The following is a 22,087-nucleotide window of genomic DNA, read 5'->3' as shown; positions in this document are numbered from 1 at the left end:
GAGGTAAGACATGTTTTTAACTATTGAAACCCTATTTAGTGATGCCGGTATCGTAAGTGCCATCATCCAACGTGTTAATCAGACACGTAAAGACGCAATTTATTGGCAACAGTATCTTACCTTCCGTCAAGTAACAACCCGTGTGTTCAAAGACTATATCGGTCAGATATCTGGTGTGATGGCAGGTTCTATCAATTCCCGTTTCGGAGAAAAACCGATCCGCGAACGCAGAAACATCGGTTCCGGCTATGGTGAAATCGCCTACCTGGGTGACGCTTACCAGATGTCTATCGACCGCCTTTCTGAGTTGCAGGATTTGATTGACAAGTTCAATCAAGCCAAGGCAGCCGACCAGGCTACTGCAATGAACGAGATTGTGAACTTCATTCAAGACGACTTCCGTCAAACGATGTTAGCCGCTCACAAGCGTATGGATATTGTTGTGGCTTCTTTGATTATGACTGGTTCGGCTCTTGTGAAGAACAAAGACGCTGCCAAGAGTGAACAGAATGCACCGGACTTGTTGGAAATCGAGCTTCCGTTCAACTTTATCACTCCGGCAGCTTCCGATGTAGTTGTAGATGGAAAAAACAAATTTATCTCTTACTTGAGAGAGAGACTGAATGCCATCGCTCCTGACTACGGACGTTACCAGAAGATGGTTATGACCCGTGCCACGTTCAATAAGAACATTCTTGGTTCTTCTGAATTTGGTGATAGCTACAAGATGATTCTCGGCTCCAACGAAATGAACTTGAGCACCGGCTTGATTTCTTCTGCTTTGGCTTCTCAGGTATTTACAGGTATTGGACTTCCGGCAATCGACATCAAGGAGGACTACGTAAAAGACCAGACAGGTAAGAATGTGCAGATTTATGCGGACAACCGTATCTCTCTGTTGCCTCAAGACCAAATCGGTTATATGCGCCACCACACTCCGTATGAAGCTACTGACCCCGTACAGGGACGTACCTATACTAAGGCAGACGGTCAGATGCTTATCTCTAACTACCGTGACAAGAATGGTCGTTACATGGAGTACACCGCAGAGTGGATTCCGCAGATCAGCAATCCTAACCTGATTACAAACTTCGATTTATCAACCATTAACAACATCCCGCAGGGATAAGGAGGTGCTTATGAAACTAAATGTAATCAGTGAATTTCAAGACAAGTTTACCAAGCAGTTGTACAAACCGGGGCAGATTATTGAAATAGAGGACGAATCCCGTGTTGAGGACTTGAAAGCTCGTGGACTGGCAGATCCTATCGAAGAGAAGAAGGAAGTTAAAATCCCCCTCTTTGAAAAGGAGTTCGAGAAGAAAGAGTTGGTTGAAGCATTGAAGTCTATCAATGAGCAAGCTACCATGAACATGAAGGAGGAAACTCTTTTGGTAAAAGTAACAGGGCTTGATGAAGAAAAGACTTCCGCTTTGAAGAAAGCATTAGCTATTGAGATATGACAGTAAAAGACTACATAACACAGAAGTTCCAGACCTTCGGCATTCAGCTGTCGGAGGCTGACCTTTTGGATGTGTGTCTGAACTCGAAGATAAGCGGAGAGGATGAGATGAATCAGGATTGCCACAGTCGTGTTACGGTGGCGATTGCGAAGTTCATCCCCTCTCTTTTGCTTCGTGCTACTTCAATCGGTGAAAGCGGTTTCTCTATGTCTTGGAACATCGAAGGGATTAAGCAATACTATTCTTTTGCCTGCAAACAGTACGGTTTGAAAGATGAACTCAATGTTAAACCTAAAGTTACGTTCTTATGATTTATTCACCTCACACATTACAAGTTAAGGTAGTCAAGCCACTTGAAAAAGATGATTATGGCAGACCTATTCCCGGAACAGGTGGTGAGAGTTGGGTAGATGTATGCAAGTGCCGTTGTGATGACAACTCGACCAAAGAGTTTACTTCTGACAATGGATCCGTTTACCGTCCGGCTTATCATATTGTGTGCAGCGGGAAGATATCTGTAAAAGCAGGTGATTCTATTCGCTGTATGAATGGTGAAGAAGTAAGAGGTAAGGGCTTGGTTTACATGGTGAAGCAATTGAATATGCTTAACTACTCCGAGGTATGGGTGTAGAGTTTGATTTTTCGGATGTGGATGCTTTCTTTCAAGAAGGTGAATGGGAAGTTGAGAAGAAGATGATTGACGTAGGCGATGAAGCCGTTAAGTACGCAGAGGAACATGGAAATTATCAAGACCATACGCTGACTTTGAGAACGTCCAATGAGTACGATGTAGACGAAACGGGTTTAACGCTGAAAAACGAAGTAGAATACGCTTCTTTCGTTGAAGCTAAAGGGTTTGATGTTTTGAGTAGTGCCGCTTTATTTGCGGAGAAACGATTAAAAGAAGAATTTGAATGATAACCACTACCGACATAGGAAACATTCTCTATCGGGACTGCAAGGTTTTCGGAATAGATATAGTGCCATCTGGGGAAACTCTGACGGGTGAATTGACCTCTGAAAGAATTGCCATCCATACAAAGAAACAGCAGCCGGGAACTTATTGGAAAAAGTCTTTCGCTGAAGTGAATCTTTGTGTCCCTGATTTAAGTGAGAACTCCGCTAATTCCATTCGCTTGAATGAGCTTGAGAGACAGGCCAACAAACTATTGGATGATGTAGTAAATACCTATGACGTAACTAGGTATCGTTATTCTATCGACTCAATCGGAACGGAAGCGGACACAGCTTTGAAGTGTCATTTTGTGAATGTGAGAATTTTATTTGAAATATTAAACGTAAAGTTATGATTAGCGCAGTAGGAATTAAAAGATTATTGTACGCTGCAACCAGTGTCGTTACAGCAGACTTGACAGGTATCTCATTGGAGAAAATTATTGCAGCGGCTACCGAGATAGATAACGTTCACGGTGAGACGTGGCAAGTTGAAGAAACAGAGGCAAGCAGAACTCCTTATACGAATCAACTCACTGGTAAAACATATCGTGAGGATCTTAAGATGGGAGAGGTGAAAATTAACTTTACCATCGGTGCCTATGACTATAAGACGAAAGCTGACCTTATGGGTGGTCTTGTGATTGAGACGGGTTCAGATGGTAATAAAAAAGCTACCGGTTGGAAGCGTGCAGATGGTAAGGTGAATATCCATAAATGCCTTATCGCACTAACCGAAGATAATGTTTGGTTGGTGTTCCCTAAAGCTTCCATCTCAGCCCGTCAGGCCAACACAGACAAAGCTATTGGTCTGGCCGTATCCGCGACTCAACTCGAACCGGGGATCACTGGTGTAAGCTCTGAGTATTGGTTTGATGATTCGGAAGTAACACCGGCTGGTTAAAGTCTATTGTATTGTATAATAAAGGGCGGAGTAGTGAGAAAGCTGCCTCGCCCTTTTTAATTAAATCGTATGAATAAAGCAGCTGAGTTAATTTCTGATAGCATTTTAGAAAACAGCTTTGTCACCGTTATGATTGGAAAGCAAGTGTACACTGTTTATCCGCCAACTATCAAGGTGATTTGTAGAGCTATTTCTTCATTCTCGAAAATTGGGATAGATGGCGAATATACTAGGTTGAGTGTAATTGGTGAGATTCCCGGGAACGCTTCCCATATCATTAAAGGGTTGGCGGCTCTTATTGTTGGTGATGTAAGATTTTGGAGATGGAAGGCTAGCAAGATTGAGAAAGTGTTGGAATCTGCCACACTGCAAGAGCTGAAAATGGCCACAGATAACATAATCCCATTGATCGGAGGAGATGATTTTTTCGAATGTGCCGCTTGTCTGAAGAACGTGACAGGGATGGCGGCAAAAGCGAAATAGCAGGTAATGAAACCATGTTAGGGCAGATATCCTCGTTTATAGAGAATCTTCATCTTTCTTATAGAGAGGTTTATGAGATCATCCCTTATCGTAATTTAATTCTGATGCAGAAAGATAAATTACACATTGTCACCGGTAGTATTGTGAAAAAAGAATCAGGAAAAGAAATGGCAGAAAGAAGAAGGAGGAAAAAGTAGATGGCAAAATTATACTTCAAAGTCGGTTCAGATGTGGATCGCGTTATTCAGCTTAGACAGGAAATTTCCAAGCTAAAGCAGGAACTTATGTCTATGGATGTGAACAAGGCACCAGCGGCCGCAAAAGCATTGCAGACTCAAATTGGTGCCGCTACACAAGAGTTCACAAAACTAACGACTGAAGCCGCCAAGGCAGGTGCCATAATGGAGAGTGATTTTAAGACAAAGATATATCAATCATCGCAGTCGGTAAATGATCTCACGCAAAAGATAACCAATCAGAAAGTAGTTATCAAAGATGTGGAGGCAGATGTAAGAAAGCTATCTGATGCATATCGTTCTGTCCGAAATAACCCCTTGCAGTCAAGCAACGCTTTGGGCGAACTCAATGCGGCAAGAAAGGCTTTACAAGAAGAAAAATCTGTTCTTTTTGGATTACAGACAGAGCAATCGAACGCCCGTTTGTCTGTGAAGAAGCTACGTGATGAATATGCTCTTTATAAGGATGAGACAAAGAGTGTGGTAGATGCCAATGGTGGTATGTCAATCTCTTTCAAGAAAGTTCTTGCATCTATTGGTGGAGTGTATGCGGTCAAGGAGCTACTTGGGCAGATAACTTCTGTTACCGGCATGTTTCAGAAGTATGAATCTGTTTTAACCAATGCACTGAATGGAGATTCTGCTTTAGCCAAGCGGTATATGAGCGATATCGCCACTTTCGCGGCCGAAACAAACTTCCAGTTAGATGATCTTACGGATAATTTCATCAAATTAGTAAATCGTGGAGTTACTCCTACTATTGATACATTCGGTAAATTGGGAGACTTTGCCAATGTTACCGCCAAACCCATGGGGCAACTAAACGAGGCCATCCTTGACATAAACAACCCGGAACGCTGGAAAGAGTTTGGGGTACAAGTTTCTACTGAAGGGAAAAAGGTGAGTCTTACATTCCGTGGTATGAAGATAGAGGCTGAACGCTCTGTCGAGTCAGTGATGAAGGCTATTGAGCAATTTGCTTCTATGGATGGAGTTGCAGGTACCACAAAATCAATTGCCGGGACAATTGAGGGTCAGATGTCAAACTTCCAAGATACAGTAACCACTGCGTTAAATGAGATAGGACAGCACAATAAGGACTTTATAGCAGGAAGTATAGAGGCAGCATCGGTTGTTGTACAGAATTACGACAAGATCGGCAAGGCAACCATGGCATTAGTGGCTACCTACGGAGCGTATAGAGCGGCCGTTGCTCTTGCTGCTGCTACCTCAAAAGGATATACCATTGCTCAAGTAGCTCAATATAATATTCTATTGCTATCTGAAAAGGCTCAAAAAGCTTTGAATTTAGCTGTATTGAAGAATCCCTATGTTATAGCTGCGGTTGCTATTGTTGGCGTTGCTTCTGCAATGTGGGCATTTCACGATAGCACTACTGCTGCCGAGAAAGCACAAAAACGTTTTAATGAAACATCCTCCAATCAAAAGAAACAATTGGACGATCTCAAGAATGGTGTGGATGGTCTAATCTCTGTGATTAAGAGTGAGACATCTACGCAGTACGATAAGATTAAATCATACAAGGAACTTCAGAAGTTAATGCCAGCCGTTTTCTCAAACATGGATATAGAAACTTTGAAGTTGATGGATATACTCTCTCTAAACAAGCAGATTGCAGAAGAGGTCAACAGACGAGAAAGAGTAGGAGCCAAAACAAATGCAGTTCTTCGCCAAAATGAACTTAATGATATCAATGCACGGATTGATAAGATGAAAAATACTCCGGGTAGAGGTGAGTATTTGATGCGTTTGGAAGAAGAAAAGAAGGTTGCAGAGGAGTCTGTTAAGATTGCCAACAAGGCTGTTGAGGATATCGTTAAAATTCAAAACGAAGCGAATAAACCGAAATCTGAAAAATCTAAGATTCAGAATAAAGAGTATTGGGAAGATCAGAAGAAGTCCGCAGAGAAAGCCTTAGCAGATATTGATTCAAAGCAGAAAAAGCTTCTTGATTCTGGTAAATTTGATGGGATTGATGCCAAGGTTGTTCAAAATTACAAGAGCCAAAGTAAGATGCTGAAAGAGGCTCAGGAGGAGTTGAAGGTTTATGATATGCCTGGCAAAAATAATAAAGAAGAATCTGCTGCCGAGAAACTTCGTAAGCAAAATGATAAAGTATCTGGCATTGAAGAAAAGAATGCACGTGAGCGCATCAGGAGAACAGAGGATATTTGGAATCAACTCTGGCAAGGTTATATTGATTTGATGGACGAAGGAGGTGATAAGACTCTCGCTCAAATGGAACTTAATCATGAGAAAGAACTTCAAGCTATTGACCGGGAAAAAGAAGATTTGATTGAGAAATATAAAGAAGTTGCGAAAGCGGAGTTTGACGCAAAGGAAAACGTAAAAAAGATTGAGAACCCACAGTATAAGATGAAGTCCTTTAATGGTTCTGGTATTTCCCTTTCCTCCATAGACACCACTCAGCTGGATGAAAAGTATAAAGTGGCTCTTGACAGGCAGTCAAAAGCTGTGAAAGCCTATTATGAGTTGGAGAAGCAAGCCTTGAACGAGTATTTGATAGAGTATGGTACTTACCAACAGAAGAGGCAAGCGATCATCGATAACGGTGAAGTAAAGAAGAAAGGTAAGAATGATTGGGAAAAGAAATCTATTGACCAAGAAACGAAGAAGTTGCTTGCAGGAATAGATGACGAAGCTCAACGAAAAACGTCAATCATAACCAAGCTGTTCTCAGACATGAGTATGCGGACTGTGGCAGATATTCGTTTGATCGCCAATGAAGCTAAGAATATGCTTGACTACGTCAATGGTGGTGAGTTCAAGACTGATAGTAATGGGATTGGGTTGTTCGGGATTACGAAAGAGCAGTTCGATATTCTAAGTAAGTCTCCTGAAAAACTTGAATCAATAAAGAATGAAATAGCCAATGTAAATAGAGAAGCTGATGCCGCCGAAACTGCTTTGGGCAAGATGGCCACTGGGCTAAAGAAGGTGTTCTCTAGTAACCCTGTTAAGTTCAAGGAAGGGCTTTCAAACCTATCAGATGGCATGAATCAACTGACGCAATCCGGTAAGTTTCTTTCTGAATCTCTTTCATCTCTTGGTGATTCACTCGGAAGTGGCGCACTTAATGAAATTGCAAGCGGGGTAGATGTAGCTATGGATGCCATGAGTTCCACAATGGACGGTGCTAAAGCTGGCGCGGCATTCGGTCCGTGGGGTGCTCCTGCCGGAGCTGCTATCGGCATGGTTACCTCTCTTGCTTCATCGTTCGCAAAAATACATGATGCCAAGAATGAAAAGAGAATACAGGTGCTACAGGGGCAAATAGAGGTTCTTGAGAAAACGTATGATACACTAGGGGAGTCAATCGAGAAGGCTTATTCGAAAGATGCGTCCAGATTGATTGCTCAACAAAACACATTGCTTGAGCAACAAAAAGTTCTTATTCGTAATCAGATAGCAGAGGAAGAACAAAAAAAGAAATCAGATAGCGGCCGTATAGAGGATTGGAAGAAGCAAATTGAGGATATCAATAAGCTAATCGGTGAGAATAAGGTAAAGCTTGTCGATGCTATTTTCGGTGAAGATATTAAGTCTGCCATTGATAATTTTGCACAGTCCTATGCTGATACATGGACATCCAACGAAAATAGAGCAAAATCAGCCAAAGACACGGTAAAGGATATGATGCGTCAGATGGTAACTGAGTCCATTAAAGCGGCCATACAGTCTTCGAAAAGCATGGAACAGATTCGAACCAAACTTCAAGAATTTTATGCAGACAACGTACTTAGCGGATGGGAGCAAAACTATATTTACAATATGGCCGAAGAGCTACAAAAAGAGCTTGACAAACAGTTCGGTTGGGCCGATAGCTTGATGAAGGATGATAAATCATCACAAGATTCAACCAAAGGAACTTTTCAAGCTATGTCGCAAGACACTGGGGATGAATTGAACGGAAGGTTTACAGCTTTGCAGATATCAAATGAAGAGATAAAGAATCAAGGGATTCTTCAAGCTCAGTCTTTGGAGATTCTTTCTGCGAAAACTGATGCCATTCTTTTTGTGAGTACCGAAACAAGGGATATAGCTGACGAAACACGTACTATTCTCGCAAATTCTTATATTGAATTGTTGCAGATTTCAGAGAATACCGGTGAATCGGCCAAACACCTAAAAGATATAAAGTCAGATATAGCAGAGGTTAAACGTAATACAGGCAGGATATGAAAACAGTAGATGATATTATGAAATCAGCATTGCTCTATGGAGCTTGTAGTAAATCGGCTGAAGTAAGTGATTGGAAAAGTCTTTCATGGCTTTTCTTCACTCCACAAGGACGTGAATTTTGCGAAGAAAACAGTTTTCCTACGCTTGAGATGTTCCGAGGAATGAGTGGCGAGATAGAGAATTATGGCGTACACGTGGACGCTGGAGCCGTCAGGTTGTCTAATGATGATAACGTTGCACTAATCGGGAATACCGAAGGGGAACTTATTTTCAGTGATAACACTAGAGTTCATAAGGTGATTCTCATGCACGGAGCTAAGGCGAAGGTTACGGCTTCAAACTATACCGTTATTCTCTTGGTGAATATCGGTAGTTGCGAAGTAGAAGTTATCAAAGACGAAACAGTAGTGATATTATGAATGAGTTAATAATCAATGGTAAAGACGCCTTTTTAGAATACGGCATTAAGATGGGAGAGGGGTTCTTAGATGCAATCTTTTCCCCTGCTCCTATAAAGGATTTTGTTGAGAACAAATCTCGCTTGACGGGTGGCAAGCAAGTAATTTACAATAATCCAAAAGTGGACGAACGAGATATAACACTCACTTTCAATTTAGAGGGGGATTCTCCTGGGGATTATCTTGTTAAGTGTAAGAAGTTCAAAGAGGAACTTTCAAAAGGTCTGATAATTATTGAAGTGCCAGTTCTTGGCGAGACCTATCGGCTTACTTATGGAAAATCTGTCACGTTTGCGATGAATACCGAACGGACGTTTTCGAAGATTTCGTGTAAGTTTAACGAACCAAATCCAAGTTCGGAAGGTCGAAGATAAAAATAGGCGGATGGTTAGTCCGCCTATTTGATTTATTCAACTTGATTATTAATCTTTGTAGCTAATTCTCTACCAACATCTACTAAGTTTAGAGTTGGAAGAACTACACTTCCTGCTCCAGATAATGATGTAAGCATACAAACATATGCTCTGATATAAGGAAATATCAATGCGGGAGCATTTGCTGTAAAAAATATACCTAGTTTATTGTTTTCTAAATCTTCCTTGAAGATAAAGGAGCCATCTACGGTTAAATCTACACAAAAATCACCTGTTCTATCTTTTATAGAAACCTCAAGAGTTAAAACAAACTTCTCTTTATATCGTACTCCACTCGGAATAATTGATATTCCCAATTCAGTGCTATCATTCACTTCTTTATTTATCTTGATAGATGATTCTTTTATTAAATATCCATCGAATCGAAATTCGGAATTGTTTACTTTTTCCATAATTATGCTGCTAATGCGTAATTAATTTCACCCGCTTTTTCTTCCATAACCCAATCATCATAATTAAATTCAAAAATCTGATTATTTTTCTTATATTCTATAGGAGATTCATATCCAATTTCAAATAAGACATCGTTAACTTTACATAAGCCCTCTTCGGATACAAATATTATATCATAATCAGAATAATCAATATCAAATTGAGTAGTAAAAAGAAATTCCTCCTTTGCATAATTTTCGTTATTGTTAAATTCTGACAAAGGCTTTACTTCTATTATAAATGTATGGTTTGAAGAACCGTATCCACATCTAAATTTTAGTTTTTTAAATTGAGAATTCATCTCAATTAAAAATATCTTGATTTTATCTATTCTTTCATCCATAATTATATTGAATTTATTTTTGATCTTATTTCTTTTGCTAATCTGATACATTCCTTACTTTGGTCATGAGAAATTCTCTTCTCATGATAGTCGGCATTTTCTCTTTTTTCTTTTAGCTGTTTGATGTTGTTAGTGTAGTTTTGTCTATCTCTAACTCCTTCAAAACTTAAGAATTTACATGTTTCATATATTAAACATTTATGAGAACTACCATGGTAAGTTGAACTTGAAATTGTCCCTTGAGTACTAAGGGAAACGCCTTTTCTTATTAACTTATGACTCATAAGTTGCAAACATGAATAATAGGAAGGGTGACAAACAGAATCATACAACCCCGCTTGATGTAGCTTTTCTGCTGCCTCTAAATTTATCTCAGATTTATCATATAATTCGTTCATATATAGCAAAATTGCATACAATCAAAGGACTTATTATAACGAATAAATAAGAAAAATTCAAAAAAAATATCAGAATTTTTCTTTATAAACATCAAGTAATACAAATTTCTAACTTGTATTTCCATTTGTGGAATCAAGTTTATCATCATGTTTAGAGGAATAATCCTTTTACTGTTTTAGTCTAATATCCTCCATTTTTGTATTATTAAGGCATAAATAAATGCCTTAAAGTAATGTTAGTTACGTTGCTTCGTTTCTATAATGCAAATATAGTTGTTTTTATAAAAATAACAATAACAATAGCATCAAAATCATCACTACTATAAAAAGTTTAACCATTTTCTCATAGAATATCAGCTTTATTAATGATGTTTACACCTTTAATAGCATTAATTTCTCTACCACTATAACAATTGGAAGAATATCTTTGTTCAGAGTATCTAAATGAACTATATGTATGTAGATCATTTCATTAATTCCAAGAAATTACTGTATTCTTTATCGTTTCCCATTATGATTCTTAGAATATCTTTCGCGGTTAATTTACTCTTTTGGTATCCCATATCTTTTCTTATGAGGATGAATAAAGATAGATAGTTCTGGAAGTTTTGTAGTTGATTAGGACTGTCGCAGTTGACATTCCATTCTGTAAATTTCCTTATGATTTCGTCCGTTCCATAAATAAGTAAGTCCTTCTTTACATTAATGATTCTATCTGGTAAATCGTTTGGCTTAAACTTCTTGTACCCTTTTCCTTCTCTCATAATATCGAAGAAAATTGAGAATACTTCATTGTATACACGGTATTTCTTATCTGAAATTTGGTCTTTTATTGCTGATATTTTATCATGCTGGATTTTAATTATACATCCCAAAAGAACAGATGTAAAGGTTAAAAATCCGACAATCAACTCTGAATACGAAAAGGCAAACTCTTTAATCATAGCTAGTTTTTTTATGATGGTTATTTTGCAAAGTTAAGTTAGAATAGCATTTGTACTATATAAACGCTCGCACATAGTTTTGCCGACCTGTGCGGGTGCTTGGTGGGTAAAGAGGAATCCAGGTTCCTTCGGTTTTTACTTAAGTTGTATGTATTCAAAGATGCTATTTCCAATTTTGATTTTATCTTTATTATTGAGCTTACAGCATTTTATTATTTCTTTTTCATTAATTTTCGTTTTATGCAAAGGTGATAGGTCTTGATAATAAACACTATGTCCTTTACTGAAAAAAAGTCCGTGATCTCTTGACGCATAATTATCATTGCAAATTATATCATTATCAACGTTTCTCCCTATGGATAATTTAAACTGATTTGGAATATAATATTTGTTAATAGTTCGTTCCATTTCATCTATATGTATAATTAATCCTATGGAGAATTGTTTTAACAAAACTTTTGTTGCTGGTGGATCATTAGAATACAATTTTGAATAATTTACAGCAAATTCGCTATTCCAAATTTTTGTTTTTTGATTTAATTGTAATTTAGTTACTATAAATGAGGAAATAGCACCTGAAATACCTGCAATTAGAGCAGATAATAAGCTAATATCGATTATGTTTAAGTCCATAGTATTGGTTTTATTGGTTTATAAATTTTCCGCCAACTTCTTAATATCCTCCTTACTATTGATTACATAAGCTCTTGATCTCTTGAAAGGCATTATTGACGATCTTTCGTATATGATTTTGTAAAAAGTTTGTGCAAATGTAATATTTAAATGCATACATCGCCTATATATGAAGCTTAAATTAATCGTATATCGGTAAAATCCAGCAAACAGAGACGCTGAAAAAGTTTAATTTACGACAATGTTGCGAATGTCGTATATGGAAGCCTCATTTATTGTGGCTTCCTTTTTTTATATACGAACTTTGGGGTATGATTGACATAAAAGACATATCCGGCAATATTCGTTTCTCTACTCCGATCAATCAAGGTAGTAAGAGAAGGCATACATTGATGAAAGAGGACTACGTATCTCTTAGGTTCAGTGTAGAGAACCCTATCTCATTCAAGCTAGGTGACTATATCGATAATGAGATAGGCTTGTTTGAACTCGTAGACTTACAGAAGCCTATATATAATGAAACCAACGGTGGGTATGATTACGAACTTCGCTTGGATGCTTATTACTGGAAGTGGAAGAATAAGAAGTTCTTCTACTCTCCCGAAGTGGGTGGAAGCGAAGCCGGTTGGAATCTAACGGCAACGCTCGATATCCATTTGAATGTGTTTTTAAAAAACCTATCCACACTTGGATATACATACAAAGGAAAACCATTTGAACCTAAAATTGATCAGACCGTAGAGAAGTCATCTAAGATGATCGTATATGAAAGCATGAATCTTATAGATGCTCTTACGAAAATGGCAGAAGCGTGGGGCTGTGAATGGTGGATCATAAATGAAGAGATCCATTTTGGACGTTGTGAGCATGGAGAGGCAGTGGCTTTTGATTCCACCACTAATGTTCTGTCAATGTCTCGCAGTGATAGTAAGACAAACTATGCCACACGTGTATATGCCTTCGGAGGAACGAAGAATATTCCACTGTCTTATCGTAAGCCCTTGGTGTTTGATGCGACCGTTGACGGATTGTTTGTACACGATGAAAAACGAAAGTTAGAAGGGGCTTATTTCCCTGCAAGCAGCAAGATTACGCCAACTGCAACTACCGTTGATCAAACGCAAGCATATTCTGTATCTAATGGAAAACTTGCGCTTAAGAATAGTGCTCCAGCAGATTTACCCGCTGGTTCGTACGCTATTGATTTCACTGAGTTATCTATAAAGATGGCTTCAAGGTACCGTCCAGGTAACGATTATATCCCCGTTAACGTGAATATAGACGTAGTAATCGAGGTTACTTATAAAGGATCGACCATTGTCGGAGCCAGACGGACTATCGTAAAGTCGCTAAAGAATGTAAATATCGTTGCAGCCGGTAATGGTTGGACATACTTAGACGCAAAAGAAACTTTTGACATTACAACGAATGATCTATCTGGAGGTACGACACTCTGCCTAGACATATATAATCTGGATGGCACCCCATATATGAACAGACTTGACGTGTCTTGTGAAGGGAAGTCTAATATTTGGGTAGAAAGAATACGATACAACACATCAATAGAGATTCTTTCTGGTTTAAGTAAAGGTACGAAATACACGTGTCTTTACTATCCTGAGATTCTAGGTAAGAAGAACGTTATTCAACTACCTAAAGGCTCTACTGTTTCAACTGGAGATACCTATACTATTGAAAATATCATTAGGTCTAAGGTGCCGGCTTCTCACTTCTCTAAGCCAAATACAGAACAAACGGTTGAAGGTGTCGTAACAACACGCTTGATGCTTCCTGAAGGAATAAGTTACGTGGATGCGTACGAGAACATGAGCCAGGAAGAACGTGTCGAGGAGATTGTAACTTTTGATGATGTGTTTCCTCATAGGGTTGGTATAATGGCCGGCGTCCATGCAGATAAACGTTTACCCGAAGGTTCTAAGGATGAGGCCGATAAATACGATGCGTATTTGTTTAATGATTCTGATAATAGCTTTATCTTCTCGAATACCTATATGATTCGAGGGAAGGAACTTAGGATTAAGTTTCAATCAGGAGCGTTGAACGGTTTGGATTTTGCTGTTATATTTAACCCAAACGAGAAGGAAAACCCGGAAGAGCAGCAATTCGAAATCAAGCCCAATGAGGATTACGGTCGCCAACTACCTGATATCATGGCCGCACCAAAAGACGGTGACAAATACGTTCTATATGGTTTTGACCCTGAGTTCGTACTTAACACAATGATCCCTAATGCCGAGGCAGAGTTACTCAAGAGAGCACAAGAATATGTAGATAAGTCAAAGATAGACCCATCTACATACGACTGCAAGATGGCACCTAACTTCATTTACAACAACGGTAAGTACAAGAACTTCCCTATCGGGAATAAGGTAAATCTTATCAATAAGACCTATTTCGACAACGGTAGACAATCGCGTATTATTGGGTACGAGTACTCTCTTGATTTTCCTTACGATCATCCAACCTATACGGTAGGAGAAACTGTTGCATATTCAAGGATAGCAGCCTTAGAAGAGAAGGTAGAGTCACTTACCTATAAGGGGCAAACATATAGCGGTGGCTCGGTCAGTGGAGGAAGCTCTTCCAGTGGTGCATCGGCTGTATATGTTATTAAAAAAGAAGACGATACTATTCCATCAGATAGTAATGTACTTTCTGCTGTACGTACTCTAGCAGAGATATTGAACAACAATGAAGAGCTAAAGAAACTCTTCTTATCCAAGACCGGCCCCGAGCAAACCGATTTCCTATTAAAGCTGTTGGGTGGTGCTGAAATAAGGAGTGGTTTAACCGTTGATAGCCTCATTGCCGAAGAACTGGCAAAGTTAAAGAAGGGGTTAAACGTCACAGGTGGTGCGGATATTGACTACTTGCGTGTCCTTGAAACAATCTCTGCAAAGTTAGTTGACGCGGTACAGGTGAATGTTACGAATGTAACCGCCACTGATAAGGTAAAAGGCGCAAAGGGTGAGTTCAATCTACTTGAAGCATTAGAAAGGATCATTGCGAAAGATGCAACCTTTTCCGGTGACCTCTCTTCATTCGATTACGTCGAAAAACTAATCGGATGGGCTATCAACAAAAAAGGGGATATTGATGCCGGATCACTTCGTTTACGTGACTTTCTTGAAGTACCTGAGTTACGATACAATCGAGTAACCGTTGTTTCCGGTGAACAATGGAGTGCTCCGGGTGGCGGTATTATCGCCGAGGTAGATACAGCTAATCGCATCATTACGATGAAACTTGAACCGGGAGAGCTGGCGGCTATTGCGATAGACGACATTTGCAAAGCAAAGTTCAATAACAACACAGGCTTTCAGACTGCCTACTTCCGCATCGTTGAAAAGATTGAAGAAGGAAAGTATAAATATACCCTTCGCACCGATTACGATTTTCATCCACAGAAAGCGATGCACTTTGTGGCGTATGGTAACTTTACAGACAAAGAGCGTCAAACATCGGCATATACCACACGTACCTATCAGCGTTATTTGTCCGGGGTGAATAACTGGGAGATTACCAAAGATATGGTGATGATGCAATTGGGGGATTTATCCAATTTGAAGCTATTCGGTATCGATATGACCGGGCATAGTGCCTATTTGCGTAACATCTATGCTACCGGGTCTATTCGTGTACTTTCTGCCGATGGTACCACCGAAGTGCCCGTTCCTGTATTTAAGGGTGATTGGATAGCCGGAAAATACTATTATTACGACGAAGTAACTCATAATGGCAGTACATGGATTTGTATCGCCGAAAGCTTTACTACGCAAGTGCCGGGCGACAATGCTACGGACTGGCTCAAATCTATATCAAAGGGCGATACTGGCGCAACAGGTGCCACCGGAGCGGTAGGCCCAACAGGGGCAACGGGTCCTACAGGATCACAAGGTATACCGGGTACATCTCAATTCTTTCATGTACGCTATTCTACTGCTGCCAACGGTAACCCAATGCTTACCACACCAAGCACCTACATCGGCAACGCAGTGAAATCGGTTTACATCGTCCAAAGATAAGAATTAAACTCTAAATAATAATAAGTATGGAAAAGGTTTTAGAACACGCTTCTGAAATGATTGATAAGCTAACAAACGTAAAAAAGTAGATATATGCAAAGAATTGACTGGGAAGACCCCAAAAAGAAAGGTGAGGCTTATGCCTATTTGGCAAAAGTGTTCGGTGTGAAAAAATCGGCTGTCAGCCTGGCCATGAGTTTTAAACGCAACAGCCTAAAGGCTGCACAAATGAGAAGTGTCGCTATTTGCGAACTAGGTGCAAAGTTGCTGAGTGATTCCGGATCGGAGGTTAGATCAACTAAGATACTGGACTCCAAAGGTAATGTGGTAAAAGTAGTAACTTTTAAATAGTACATATTATGATTTACTGGAAAGAAGAGTGCAAGAAATTGGCATCTGCCAACGCCAAGGTGGTAGTGGTAGATGGGTACGATCAGGAGGGTGTTCCCCAATTTGTGATTTTTGACGTGTGGTCTGCCATTGGTAGCAAAAGTGGCCGTAATTCATATTGGAATGTGTTGATCGGTGCTGAATTGAGCGATGGTTGCTGCTGTGTGACATATCCCCATATCCTTGCCTACAATGACGGCAAAAAGGTAGAGGTCGAAAAGTTGGAACAGTACCACCCCGCATGGAAACTCAGTGAGGAAGGCGAGCGAAAACTTGAACTAGCACGCAGTATAACAATGACGGTAATCAGAAGTGAATTTACCCAAATTCCGTCCGTGGATATTTTCCCGATGAGCGATCAGGAACGTGAGATATTAAAAGATCGGTTTTTAAATAAAATGTAAAATCATGAAAACATTACGTTGGATTCAGAATGTAGCAGCCGTAGTAGCGATGTTTATGGCATTGTACCTGGCTGATGGTATTGAGGTTAGTCGTAAGGATGCGTTATCCGCATCGGTAATCGTATTGTTGGCAGTATTGATGCTGCTTAGCAGAGCTTGGGATGAAGAAAGGAGGGCCGAGTAATGAAGCTAACCAGGCTATTTATTATCATATTCTTACCTCATTTGGCAATATGGATGCAAACAAGAGTTATAAAACAGTTTAGACGGGATATCTCTCAGATCAAAGAATATGGAATTTGCATGAAGTAACAAAACAAGCAAGCTAAGACCTTTCCGGTTTTCAGGATACAGTTTTCAATAGGATTATTTAAGGTATGGAAAGTGGCTTACTATCTCGGGTCGGAGCCGGGACTTGCACTCAATATAAATATTAACCGATATGGAATATTACAATGGAATATTATGCATCTCTCATGATGACCTGACGCGCAACGATGCCCCCGAAGGAAAACCGAGCGATGCTATAATGGGCGAAAGCAACTACAAGAAACTGGCGTCGGGAAAGAAATGCAAAGAGAAGATCAATGTCGTACGGGATGCCCGTGGACTTGGAAGATATGCACTCGTCGAAGTTTCCAGCATTCCATCCCGCTTCCTGCAACTCGTGAATCAAAAATACCCTAATCAAGGAATTAATATGATACTACGCAAATGGTTTGACGAACATTACTACCCGGACACAGAAGCGCGGGAAGTGTACAGCTCGTTCCGTTTCGACAACGGAAAACCCATACCGGCCGAAACACAAATAGAATACGTAACCAACGCCAGTGTGCTGGGTGCGGTTATCTCCCTGTTCAATGATCGTAAAATAATGAAAAAGGCAATGGGCGGTCGTGTGAGGTGGGATGAGATGGCAGAAGCCGTTGCTTACTACCAAGAGAAATACGGGCACACTCTACCCGGTAATCCGGCACGATTCAAAGAAAAAGTACAGCAGTTTCAGAGTGGCGGATACGGTGCGCTGATCAGTAAGAAGTTTCGTAACCAGAATACCCGTAAGGTATCTGTTCAGATCGAAAAACTGATACTCTCTATTGCCGCACAGCCTACGAATCCGTACAACAATACAATTCACGAATTATTCACCCAATTTATGAGTGGCGAGATTGATATCTGCGATCCGCAGACAGGTGAACTCTTCGATCGAAAGGATTTCTTCGACAAGAAAGGAAAACCTCTGGAACTAAGCGAAGCCACTATCTGGAATTACGTAAACAACCCCAAGAATCAAATTCTTTTGGGCAAACTACGCAATACGCAGTGGGATTTTAATAATAAATATACTCCGCACCACAATCGGCACAGCCCATTCTTCTCGTTCAGTAAAATATCACTGGACGACCGCGATCTTCCACGCAAAGCACACGGAGGACAACGCCCAAAGGCTTATTACGTATACGACGTGACCAGTGGATGTGTGATCGGTTATGCTCATAGTCGCACCAAAGACGTAGATTTATTCATTGATTGCGTCCGCAACATGTTTCGCACCATTGAACGTAACGGTTGGTGCATGCCTGCACAGGCAGAGGTGGAGCATCATTTGGTGAACAACTTCGCTGACGGGCTCATGAAAGCCGGTGTTGTTTTCCCGTTCGTTCGTTGGTGTAACCCCGGAAACTCACAGGAAAAGAGAGCCGAGCACGGGAACCGTGCCAAAAAGTACGGTGTAGAGAAAAACAATCATGTAGGTATTGGTCGGTGGTATAATAAAAAGGAGGTGAATCGCCCCAAGATCGATAAAGAGTACGATGAGCTGAATAATACCTATAAAGAAAAGACATTCAGCTATGAAGAATTAGTAGCCGATGATATCAGGGATATTTATGAGTACAACAATGAAAATCATCCGAACAATAAGTTGTATCCGAACATGACCCGATGGCAGGTATTGTGCGACAATATGAACCCCGATCTACGGCCGATGGACAAAGCCATCCTGTATCGATTCATCGGTGAACATACGCAAACAACCATTCGCCGAACGCAGTACATGCAGGTGGCAAACAGGAAGTTTGCTCTATCCTCTCCGAACGTAGTAGAGGCGTTGGCGTCCAACGATTATAAAGTAGACGCCTATTACCTACCCGATGAAGAGGGTAACATTGATGAAGTGTACATCTATCAGGGAGATTCATATATAGATACATGCAAGCCGCTAGGCTCCTATAATGAAGCTACCTGCGAGCAGACCGATGAGGATGTAACGGAGTATATCGAGCAATCGAAGTACGTTTCCCAATTCCGCAAGATGGTAAAGGATGAAAAGATACAGAAGGTGGTCATCATCCCCAAGGAGGAAAAAGAGGCATTAGAATCCGTAGAAGCCAAAGCGGTGATGATACCTGCTCCTGTGGAGCACGAAGAGGAAGAAGGCGCGGAAGAATACAACCCCTTCCTAAACTCCGATTATATGAAAAGCTACGCTCGCGCAGCATTGTAAAAATTAGATTCAAACAACAATTAAATACTATTATAATGGAACTTGGAATTAAAACTAGAAATCGCATCCTGGATGCTATCAAAGAAGATCGTAAGAACTATCCCAGTAACAACAAACATGCCATTGCATTAGGTATCAATACCAGTGTATACGGGTATATTGATTCGGGAGCCACAGAGGGAAAGATAAGCGATGCCTTGCTGCTGAGCGTATCCCGTAGGTTGGGTGTGTCTATTCGTCGCGAAACCCCTTGGAAAGTAGCCGAAACCCCTGTATTTGTTTACATTACCGAACAGTTGGAGCTATGCCAGCGAAGCAGCTTAAGCGGATTGTTATGCGACATTCCTAATATCGGGAAGACCTTCACTGCCAAGGTGTATGTAAAAAACCACCCTAATTCCATATACGTGGATTGCGGACAGGTGAAAACTAAGATGCGCATGATCCGATTTATAGCCAAGGAATTCGGTCTCAACAGTAATGGCCGGTATGCCGATGTGTACGATGATCTGGTGTATTACCTCAGAAGCATCGAAAGTCCAATGATCATTCTGGACGAAGCCGGAGACATGAACGCTGAAACCTTTCTGGAACTCAAAGCCCTATGGAACGCTACCGACCGCACCTGCGGATGGTATATGATGGGAGCCAACGGGTTGAAAGCTAAGATTCAGAGAAACCGGAACTGTGATACACTTGGTTACGAAGAGATGTTCAGCCGATACGGTGACAACTACAACCGGGTGACTCCTGAAGATGAAAAAACTCGTGCCCTATTCTTGAAGGCACAGGCCACCATTGTAGCCAAAGTAAATGCCCCCAAGGGAGCCAATATTAATCAGATCGTAACACTGAGCGATGGTAAGCTTCGCCGCGTGTACACTGAAATTGAAAAACTATCAGTGGAGGAATAAACATGGAAGAAACAACAAAGAAGCCCCGCAAAAAAAGTATCAAGCGTGCCTACTCACCCAGCGAGTTGATGCGCATAAAACGTCCGGGGATGGATTTTACGGGCGAATGGAAAGAGGCTTTCGGTTGCCCGGCTTCCACAGGACTTTGGTGTATCTGGGGGAATAGTGCCAACGGTAAAAGCTCATTCGTGATGCAGCTAGCCAAATATCTCTGCCGATTCGGAAAGGTGTTTTACAATAGTGTGGAGGAAGGGAAAGAGGCTTCGTTTATCAACAACATCGCACGCAATAATATGCAAGAAGTCGATGGCAGGTTTCGCACCGCAACTCTTTCTATGGAAGAACTGGATGAACGAATGAGCGACCCCCGAAAAGAAGATATCTATATTATTGATAGTTTCCAGGCTGCCGGGTACACTGTAAAAGGAGCTACAGGATTCCGTCCATTGGTAGAGAGACATCCCGACAAACTGATCATTTTCGTTAGTCGCGCTGATGGAAGTAAGCCACAGGGGAAACCTGCTATCACTTGTCTTTATGATGCTGGCATGAAAATATTTGTCGAGTGTTTCCGGGCTAAATGTATGGGACGCTTTAATCCCGATGGTGCATCCTTTGTGATCTGGGAAGAGGGAGCGGCCAAGTATGGAGAACAGTAATTTATAGCAATATCTACGTAATAAAGTATTCACGTATAATATCAATCGAAAGGAGAAAATAAGATGAGAACAACCAACCCACATTCCATTGAAAAGAAAATGATAGGACGTTTACACGCTCTATACGCGAGAAAAGGTATCTCTAACGAGCAAAAAGAAGCCATGTTGCTTGATCTTACCGATGGGCGCACCTCTCATACCAATGAATTAAGCTATAAAGAGGCTATTTATCTTTGGGGCTATCTGAATGGTCATTCGGATTCATTGAAGCCTTCTACGGGCAACGAATTAATGAAACGTCGCCGTTCCGGATGCCTAAAAACGATGCAAAAGATAGGGGTCGATACAACGGATTGGAAGCGGATCAATGCTTACTGCATGCAACCGACTATTGCCGGAAAACCTTTTTCCGATATCTCTTTTGAAGAGTTGGTGAACTTGCGTGAGAAGTTGGAAAGTATTTTAAAAAAGAACAGGGAATATGGCACTGAGCAATAACAATTTATCCTTGCGCAAGCTCGAGACAAAGCGTATTAGCGAGCGTATGTCAGAAACAGCCAAGCGAATTGACGCTATTACCGACATTCTGTACAACGGTTCTGCTCATATCCCTGCTTCCGAGTATGACGATCTGCTCGCTGAATACCACACTGCTCTTCGTAGATACGAGTTGGATGAGATGTATCTGGAGCAACTCAATTCGAGGGCGAACCTCACCGAAGAAGAGAGGAAACGCACTAATAAAAAGGATTACAAAGGAAATTATAAGTATTAATAATAAAGAAATGAGCCTTGGGCGGGCTTTGTAAAACCCATATATCATAATGAAAACATCAGATGAAAAATCGGCTGAATATTCAGCAAAGTTATGCAATCAGAGCGGTAGCTATACCAAAGGAGAAATTGAAACAGCTTATGTTATAGGTGCTGCTGAAAGCCAAGAATTAACCAGTGGTGAATCCGGCACATTTGGGCAAGCTATTGCATCTATGCAAAGAGGAAATCTTGTAACTCGTCAAGGATGGAACGGCAAAGGCATGTTTATCTTCATGCGCCCTGCCGATGAGTTGCATGTTTCTTTCGTATCTAAAGATATAAAATCCTTACCCCAAAAAGTTAAGGATTACTTCTACCAAGACTGCGTTGACGAAAGTGGTAATCCGATTGATTTAAAGAAAGATGATGTCGTTAAGTTTACTGCATACCTCTGTATGAAAGCAGCTGACGGCACTATCGTAAACGGATGGTTAGCATCTCAA

At 40.6% G+C, this 22,087-nt stretch carries 26 protein-coding genes; 21 read left to right on the top strand and 5 right to left on the bottom strand.

The window, feature by feature from the left end:
- The first annotated feature begins 10 nt into the window (after positions 1-10).
- From TY03_RS10255 to TY03_RS10200, 11 genes are all read left to right on the top strand, one after another.
- Entirely contained in the window at positions 11-1,129 is a 1,119-nt protein-coding gene (locus tag TY03_RS10255) for a hypothetical protein (protein WP_042369783.1), read from the top strand.
- A 10-nt stretch (positions 1,130-1,139) separates the two neighbouring features.
- Positions 1,140-1,463 (top strand): hypothetical protein, encoded by a 324-nt coding sequence (locus TY03_RS10250; protein ID WP_042369782.1) that lies wholly within the window; start codon positions 1,140-1,142, stop codon positions 1,461-1,463.
- Entirely contained in the window at positions 1,460-1,774 is a 315-nt protein-coding gene (locus TY03_RS10245; RefSeq protein ID WP_042369781.1) for a DUF6706 family protein, read from the top strand. The genes TY03_RS10250 and TY03_RS10245 overlap by 4 nt, the downstream gene beginning before the upstream one ends.
- Positions 1,771-2,094: a hypothetical protein gene (locus TY03_RS10240; protein ID WP_042369779.1), complete on the top strand. Its 324-nt coding sequence runs from the start codon at positions 1,771-1,773 to the stop codon at positions 2,092-2,094. The genes TY03_RS10245 and TY03_RS10240 overlap by 4 nt, the downstream gene beginning before the upstream one ends.
- A complete protein-coding gene (locus TY03_RS10235; RefSeq protein WP_042369777.1) occupies positions 2,085-2,381 on the top strand; it encodes a hypothetical protein in 297 nt (98 codons plus the stop codon). Before TY03_RS10240 ends, TY03_RS10235 begins: the two co-directional genes overlap by 10 nt.
- A complete protein-coding gene (locus TY03_RS10230) occupies positions 2,378-2,773 on the top strand; it encodes a hypothetical protein (RefSeq protein WP_042369775.1) in 396 nt (131 codons plus the stop codon). The genes TY03_RS10235 and TY03_RS10230 overlap by 4 nt, the downstream gene beginning before the upstream one ends.
- Positions 2,770-3,321, top strand: a complete 552-nt coding sequence (locus tag TY03_RS10225; RefSeq protein WP_042369773.1) for a hypothetical protein — start codon at positions 2,770-2,772, stop codon at positions 3,319-3,321. The genes TY03_RS10230 and TY03_RS10225 overlap by 4 nt, the downstream gene beginning before the upstream one ends.
- A 69-nt stretch (positions 3,322-3,390) precedes the next feature.
- Complete coding sequence (locus TY03_RS10220; RefSeq protein ID WP_042369771.1) at positions 3,391-3,804, top strand: hypothetical protein; 414 nt, start codon at positions 3,391-3,393, stop codon at positions 3,802-3,804.
- Positions 3,805-4,001: 197 nt separating this feature from the next.
- Positions 4,002-8,264 (top strand): hypothetical protein, encoded by a 4,263-nt coding sequence (locus tag TY03_RS21455; protein ID WP_052332466.1) that lies wholly within the window; start codon positions 4,002-4,004, stop codon positions 8,262-8,264.
- Positions 8,265-8,281: 17 nt separating this feature from the next.
- A complete protein-coding gene (locus tag TY03_RS10205) occupies positions 8,282-8,683 on the top strand; it encodes a hypothetical protein (RefSeq protein ID WP_230201962.1) in 402 nt (133 codons plus the stop codon).
- Complete coding sequence (locus TY03_RS10200) at positions 8,680-9,096, top strand: hypothetical protein (RefSeq protein WP_042369768.1); 417 nt, start codon at positions 8,680-8,682, stop codon at positions 9,094-9,096. Before TY03_RS10205 ends, TY03_RS10200 begins: the two co-directional genes overlap by 4 nt.
- Before the next feature lie 32 nt (positions 9,097-9,128).
- Here TY03_RS10200 and TY03_RS10195 read toward each other — a convergent pair whose 3' ends face one another.
- The 5 genes from TY03_RS10195 to TY03_RS10180 all read right to left on the bottom strand — a co-directional run bounded on the left by TY03_RS10195 (position 9,129) and on the right by TY03_RS10180 (position 11,906).
- Entirely contained in the window at positions 9,129-9,548 is a 420-nt protein-coding gene (locus TY03_RS10195; RefSeq protein ID WP_042369767.1) for a protein-export chaperone SecB, read from the bottom strand.
- A gap of 2 nt (positions 9,549-9,550) precedes the next feature.
- Entirely contained in the window at positions 9,551-9,931 is a 381-nt protein-coding gene (locus tag TY03_RS10190; protein ID WP_148335638.1) for a hypothetical protein, read from the bottom strand.
- A gap of 2 nt (positions 9,932-9,933) precedes the next feature.
- Positions 9,934-10,329 carry a HEPN domain-containing protein gene (locus tag TY03_RS21840; RefSeq protein WP_074434161.1) on the bottom strand — a complete coding sequence of 132 codons (396 nt, stop codon included), beginning with the start codon at positions 10,327-10,329 and terminating at the stop codon, positions 9,934-9,936.
- Positions 10,330-10,793: 464 nt separating this feature from the next.
- Complete coding sequence (locus tag TY03_RS10185) at positions 10,794-11,273, bottom strand: hypothetical protein (protein ID WP_042369764.1); 480 nt, start codon at positions 11,271-11,273, stop codon at positions 10,794-10,796.
- Between the two features lie 135 nt (positions 11,274-11,408).
- A complete protein-coding gene (locus tag TY03_RS10180) occupies positions 11,409-11,906 on the bottom strand; it encodes an FHA domain-containing protein (protein ID WP_042369762.1) in 498 nt (165 codons plus the stop codon).
- 311 nt (positions 11,907-12,217) lie between these two features.
- Here TY03_RS10180 and TY03_RS22865 point away from each other — a divergent pair, with 311 nt between their 5' ends.
- From TY03_RS22865 to TY03_RS10130, 10 genes are all read left to right on the top strand, one after another.
- A complete protein-coding gene (locus tag TY03_RS22865) occupies positions 12,218-15,952 on the top strand; it encodes a collagen-like protein (protein WP_052332465.1) in 3,735 nt (1,244 codons plus the stop codon).
- 93 nt (positions 15,953-16,045) lie between these two features.
- Entirely contained in the window at positions 16,046-16,303 is a 258-nt protein-coding gene (locus TY03_RS10170; protein ID WP_042369760.1) for a hypothetical protein, read from the top strand.
- Positions 16,304-16,311: 8 nt separating this feature from the next.
- Complete coding sequence (locus TY03_RS10165; protein WP_052332464.1) at positions 16,312-16,746, top strand: hypothetical protein; 435 nt, start codon at positions 16,312-16,314, stop codon at positions 16,744-16,746.
- 4 nt (positions 16,747-16,750) lie between these two features.
- On the top strand, positions 16,751-16,930 hold the full coding sequence (locus tag TY03_RS10160) for a hypothetical protein (protein WP_042369758.1): 180 nt from the start codon (positions 16,751-16,753) through the stop codon (positions 16,928-16,930).
- 258 nt (positions 16,931-17,188) lie between these two features.
- On the top strand, positions 17,189-19,255 hold the full coding sequence (locus tag TY03_RS10155; RefSeq protein ID WP_042369756.1) for a hypothetical protein: 2,067 nt from the start codon (positions 17,189-17,191) through the stop codon (positions 19,253-19,255).
- 35 nt (positions 19,256-19,290) lie between these two features.
- Positions 19,291-20,169, top strand: coding sequence for an ATP-binding protein (locus TY03_RS10150; RefSeq protein WP_042369754.1), 879 nt, complete (start codon positions 19,291-19,293; stop codon positions 20,167-20,169).
- 2 nt (positions 20,170-20,171) lie between these two features.
- Complete coding sequence (locus tag TY03_RS10145) at positions 20,172-20,828, top strand: hypothetical protein (protein WP_042369752.1); 657 nt, start codon at positions 20,172-20,174, stop codon at positions 20,826-20,828.
- 63 nt (positions 20,829-20,891) lie between these two features.
- Positions 20,892-21,326 carry a hypothetical protein gene (locus tag TY03_RS10140; RefSeq protein WP_052332463.1) on the top strand — a complete coding sequence of 145 codons (435 nt, stop codon included), beginning with the start codon at positions 20,892-20,894 and terminating at the stop codon, positions 21,324-21,326.
- Positions 21,310-21,603 carry a hypothetical protein gene (locus tag TY03_RS10135; protein ID WP_042369748.1) on the top strand — a complete coding sequence of 98 codons (294 nt, stop codon included), beginning with the start codon at positions 21,310-21,312 and terminating at the stop codon, positions 21,601-21,603. Before TY03_RS10140 ends, TY03_RS10135 begins: the two co-directional genes overlap by 17 nt.
- A 49-nt stretch (positions 21,604-21,652) precedes the next feature.
- Positions 21,653-22,087, top strand: a 435-nt coding sequence (locus TY03_RS10130; RefSeq protein WP_148335650.1) for a Thoeris anti-defense Tad2 family protein, incomplete at its 3' end; no start/stop codon positions are given.

This window comes from Bacteroides neonati, assembly GCF_000499785.1.
Lineage (GTDB): Bacteria > Bacteroidota > Bacteroidia > Bacteroidales > Bacteroidaceae > Bacteroides > Bacteroides neonati.
This window is presented reverse-complemented; position numbering and strand designations above follow the sequence as displayed.

Bases quoted from the DNA above. Each gene is read 5' to 3' on its own strand.
- TY03_RS10255 (WP_042369783.1), top strand. From the start codon at position 11: ATGTTTTTAACTATTGAAACCCTATTTAGTGATGCCGGTATCGTAAGT.
- TY03_RS10250 (WP_042369782.1), top strand. From the start codon at position 1,140: ATGAAACTAAATGTAATCAGTGAATTTCAAGACAAGTTTACCAAGCAG.
- TY03_RS10245 (WP_042369781.1), top strand. From the start codon at position 1,460: ATGACAGTAAAAGACTACATAACACAGAAGTTCCAGACCTTCGGCATT.
- TY03_RS10240 (WP_042369779.1), top strand. From the start codon at position 1,771: ATGATTTATTCACCTCACACATTACAAGTTAAGGTAGTCAAGCCACTT.
- TY03_RS10235 (WP_042369777.1), top strand. From the start codon at position 2,085: ATGGGTGTAGAGTTTGATTTTTCGGATGTGGATGCTTTCTTTCAAGAA.
- TY03_RS10230 (WP_042369775.1), top strand. From the start codon at position 2,378: ATGATAACCACTACCGACATAGGAAACATTCTCTATCGGGACTGCAAG.
- TY03_RS10225 (WP_042369773.1), top strand. From the start codon at position 2,770: ATGATTAGCGCAGTAGGAATTAAAAGATTATTGTACGCTGCAACCAGT.
- TY03_RS10220 (WP_042369771.1), top strand. From the start codon at position 3,391: ATGAATAAAGCAGCTGAGTTAATTTCTGATAGCATTTTAGAAAACAGC.
- TY03_RS21455 (WP_052332466.1), top strand. From the start codon at position 4,002: ATGGCAAAATTATACTTCAAAGTCGGTTCAGATGTGGATCGCGTTATT.
- TY03_RS10205 (WP_230201962.1), top strand. From the start codon at position 8,282: ATGAAATCAGCATTGCTCTATGGAGCTTGTAGTAAATCGGCTGAAGTA.
- TY03_RS10200 (WP_042369768.1), top strand. From the start codon at position 8,680: ATGAATGAGTTAATAATCAATGGTAAAGACGCCTTTTTAGAATACGGC.
- TY03_RS10195 (WP_042369767.1), bottom strand. From the start codon at position 9,548: ATGGAAAAAGTAAACAATTCCGAATTTCGATTCGATGGATATTTAATA.
- TY03_RS10190 (WP_148335638.1), bottom strand. From the start codon at position 9,931: ATGGATGAAAGAATAGATAAAATCAAGATATTTTTAATTGAGATGAAT.
- TY03_RS21840 (WP_074434161.1), bottom strand. From the start codon at position 10,329: ATGAACGAATTATATGATAAATCTGAGATAAATTTAGAGGCAGCAGAA.
- TY03_RS10185 (WP_042369764.1), bottom strand. From the start codon at position 11,273: ATGATTAAAGAGTTTGCCTTTTCGTATTCAGAGTTGATTGTCGGATTT.
- TY03_RS10180 (WP_042369762.1), bottom strand. From the start codon at position 11,906: ATGGACTTAAACATAATCGATATTAGCTTATTATCTGCTCTAATTGCA.
- TY03_RS22865 (WP_052332465.1), top strand. From the start codon at position 12,218: ATGATTGACATAAAAGACATATCCGGCAATATTCGTTTCTCTACTCCG.
- TY03_RS10170 (WP_042369760.1), top strand. From the start codon at position 16,046: ATGCAAAGAATTGACTGGGAAGACCCCAAAAAGAAAGGTGAGGCTTAT.
- TY03_RS10165 (WP_052332464.1), top strand. From the start codon at position 16,312: ATGATTTACTGGAAAGAAGAGTGCAAGAAATTGGCATCTGCCAACGCC.
- TY03_RS10160 (WP_042369758.1), top strand. From the start codon at position 16,751: ATGAAAACATTACGTTGGATTCAGAATGTAGCAGCCGTAGTAGCGATG.
- TY03_RS10155 (WP_042369756.1), top strand. From the start codon at position 17,189: ATGGAATATTACAATGGAATATTATGCATCTCTCATGATGACCTGACG.
- TY03_RS10150 (WP_042369754.1), top strand. From the start codon at position 19,291: ATGGAACTTGGAATTAAAACTAGAAATCGCATCCTGGATGCTATCAAA.
- TY03_RS10145 (WP_042369752.1), top strand. From the start codon at position 20,172: ATGGAAGAAACAACAAAGAAGCCCCGCAAAAAAAGTATCAAGCGTGCC.
- TY03_RS10140 (WP_052332463.1), top strand. From the start codon at position 20,892: ATGAGAACAACCAACCCACATTCCATTGAAAAGAAAATGATAGGACGT.
- TY03_RS10135 (WP_042369748.1), top strand. From the start codon at position 21,310: ATGGCACTGAGCAATAACAATTTATCCTTGCGCAAGCTCGAGACAAAG.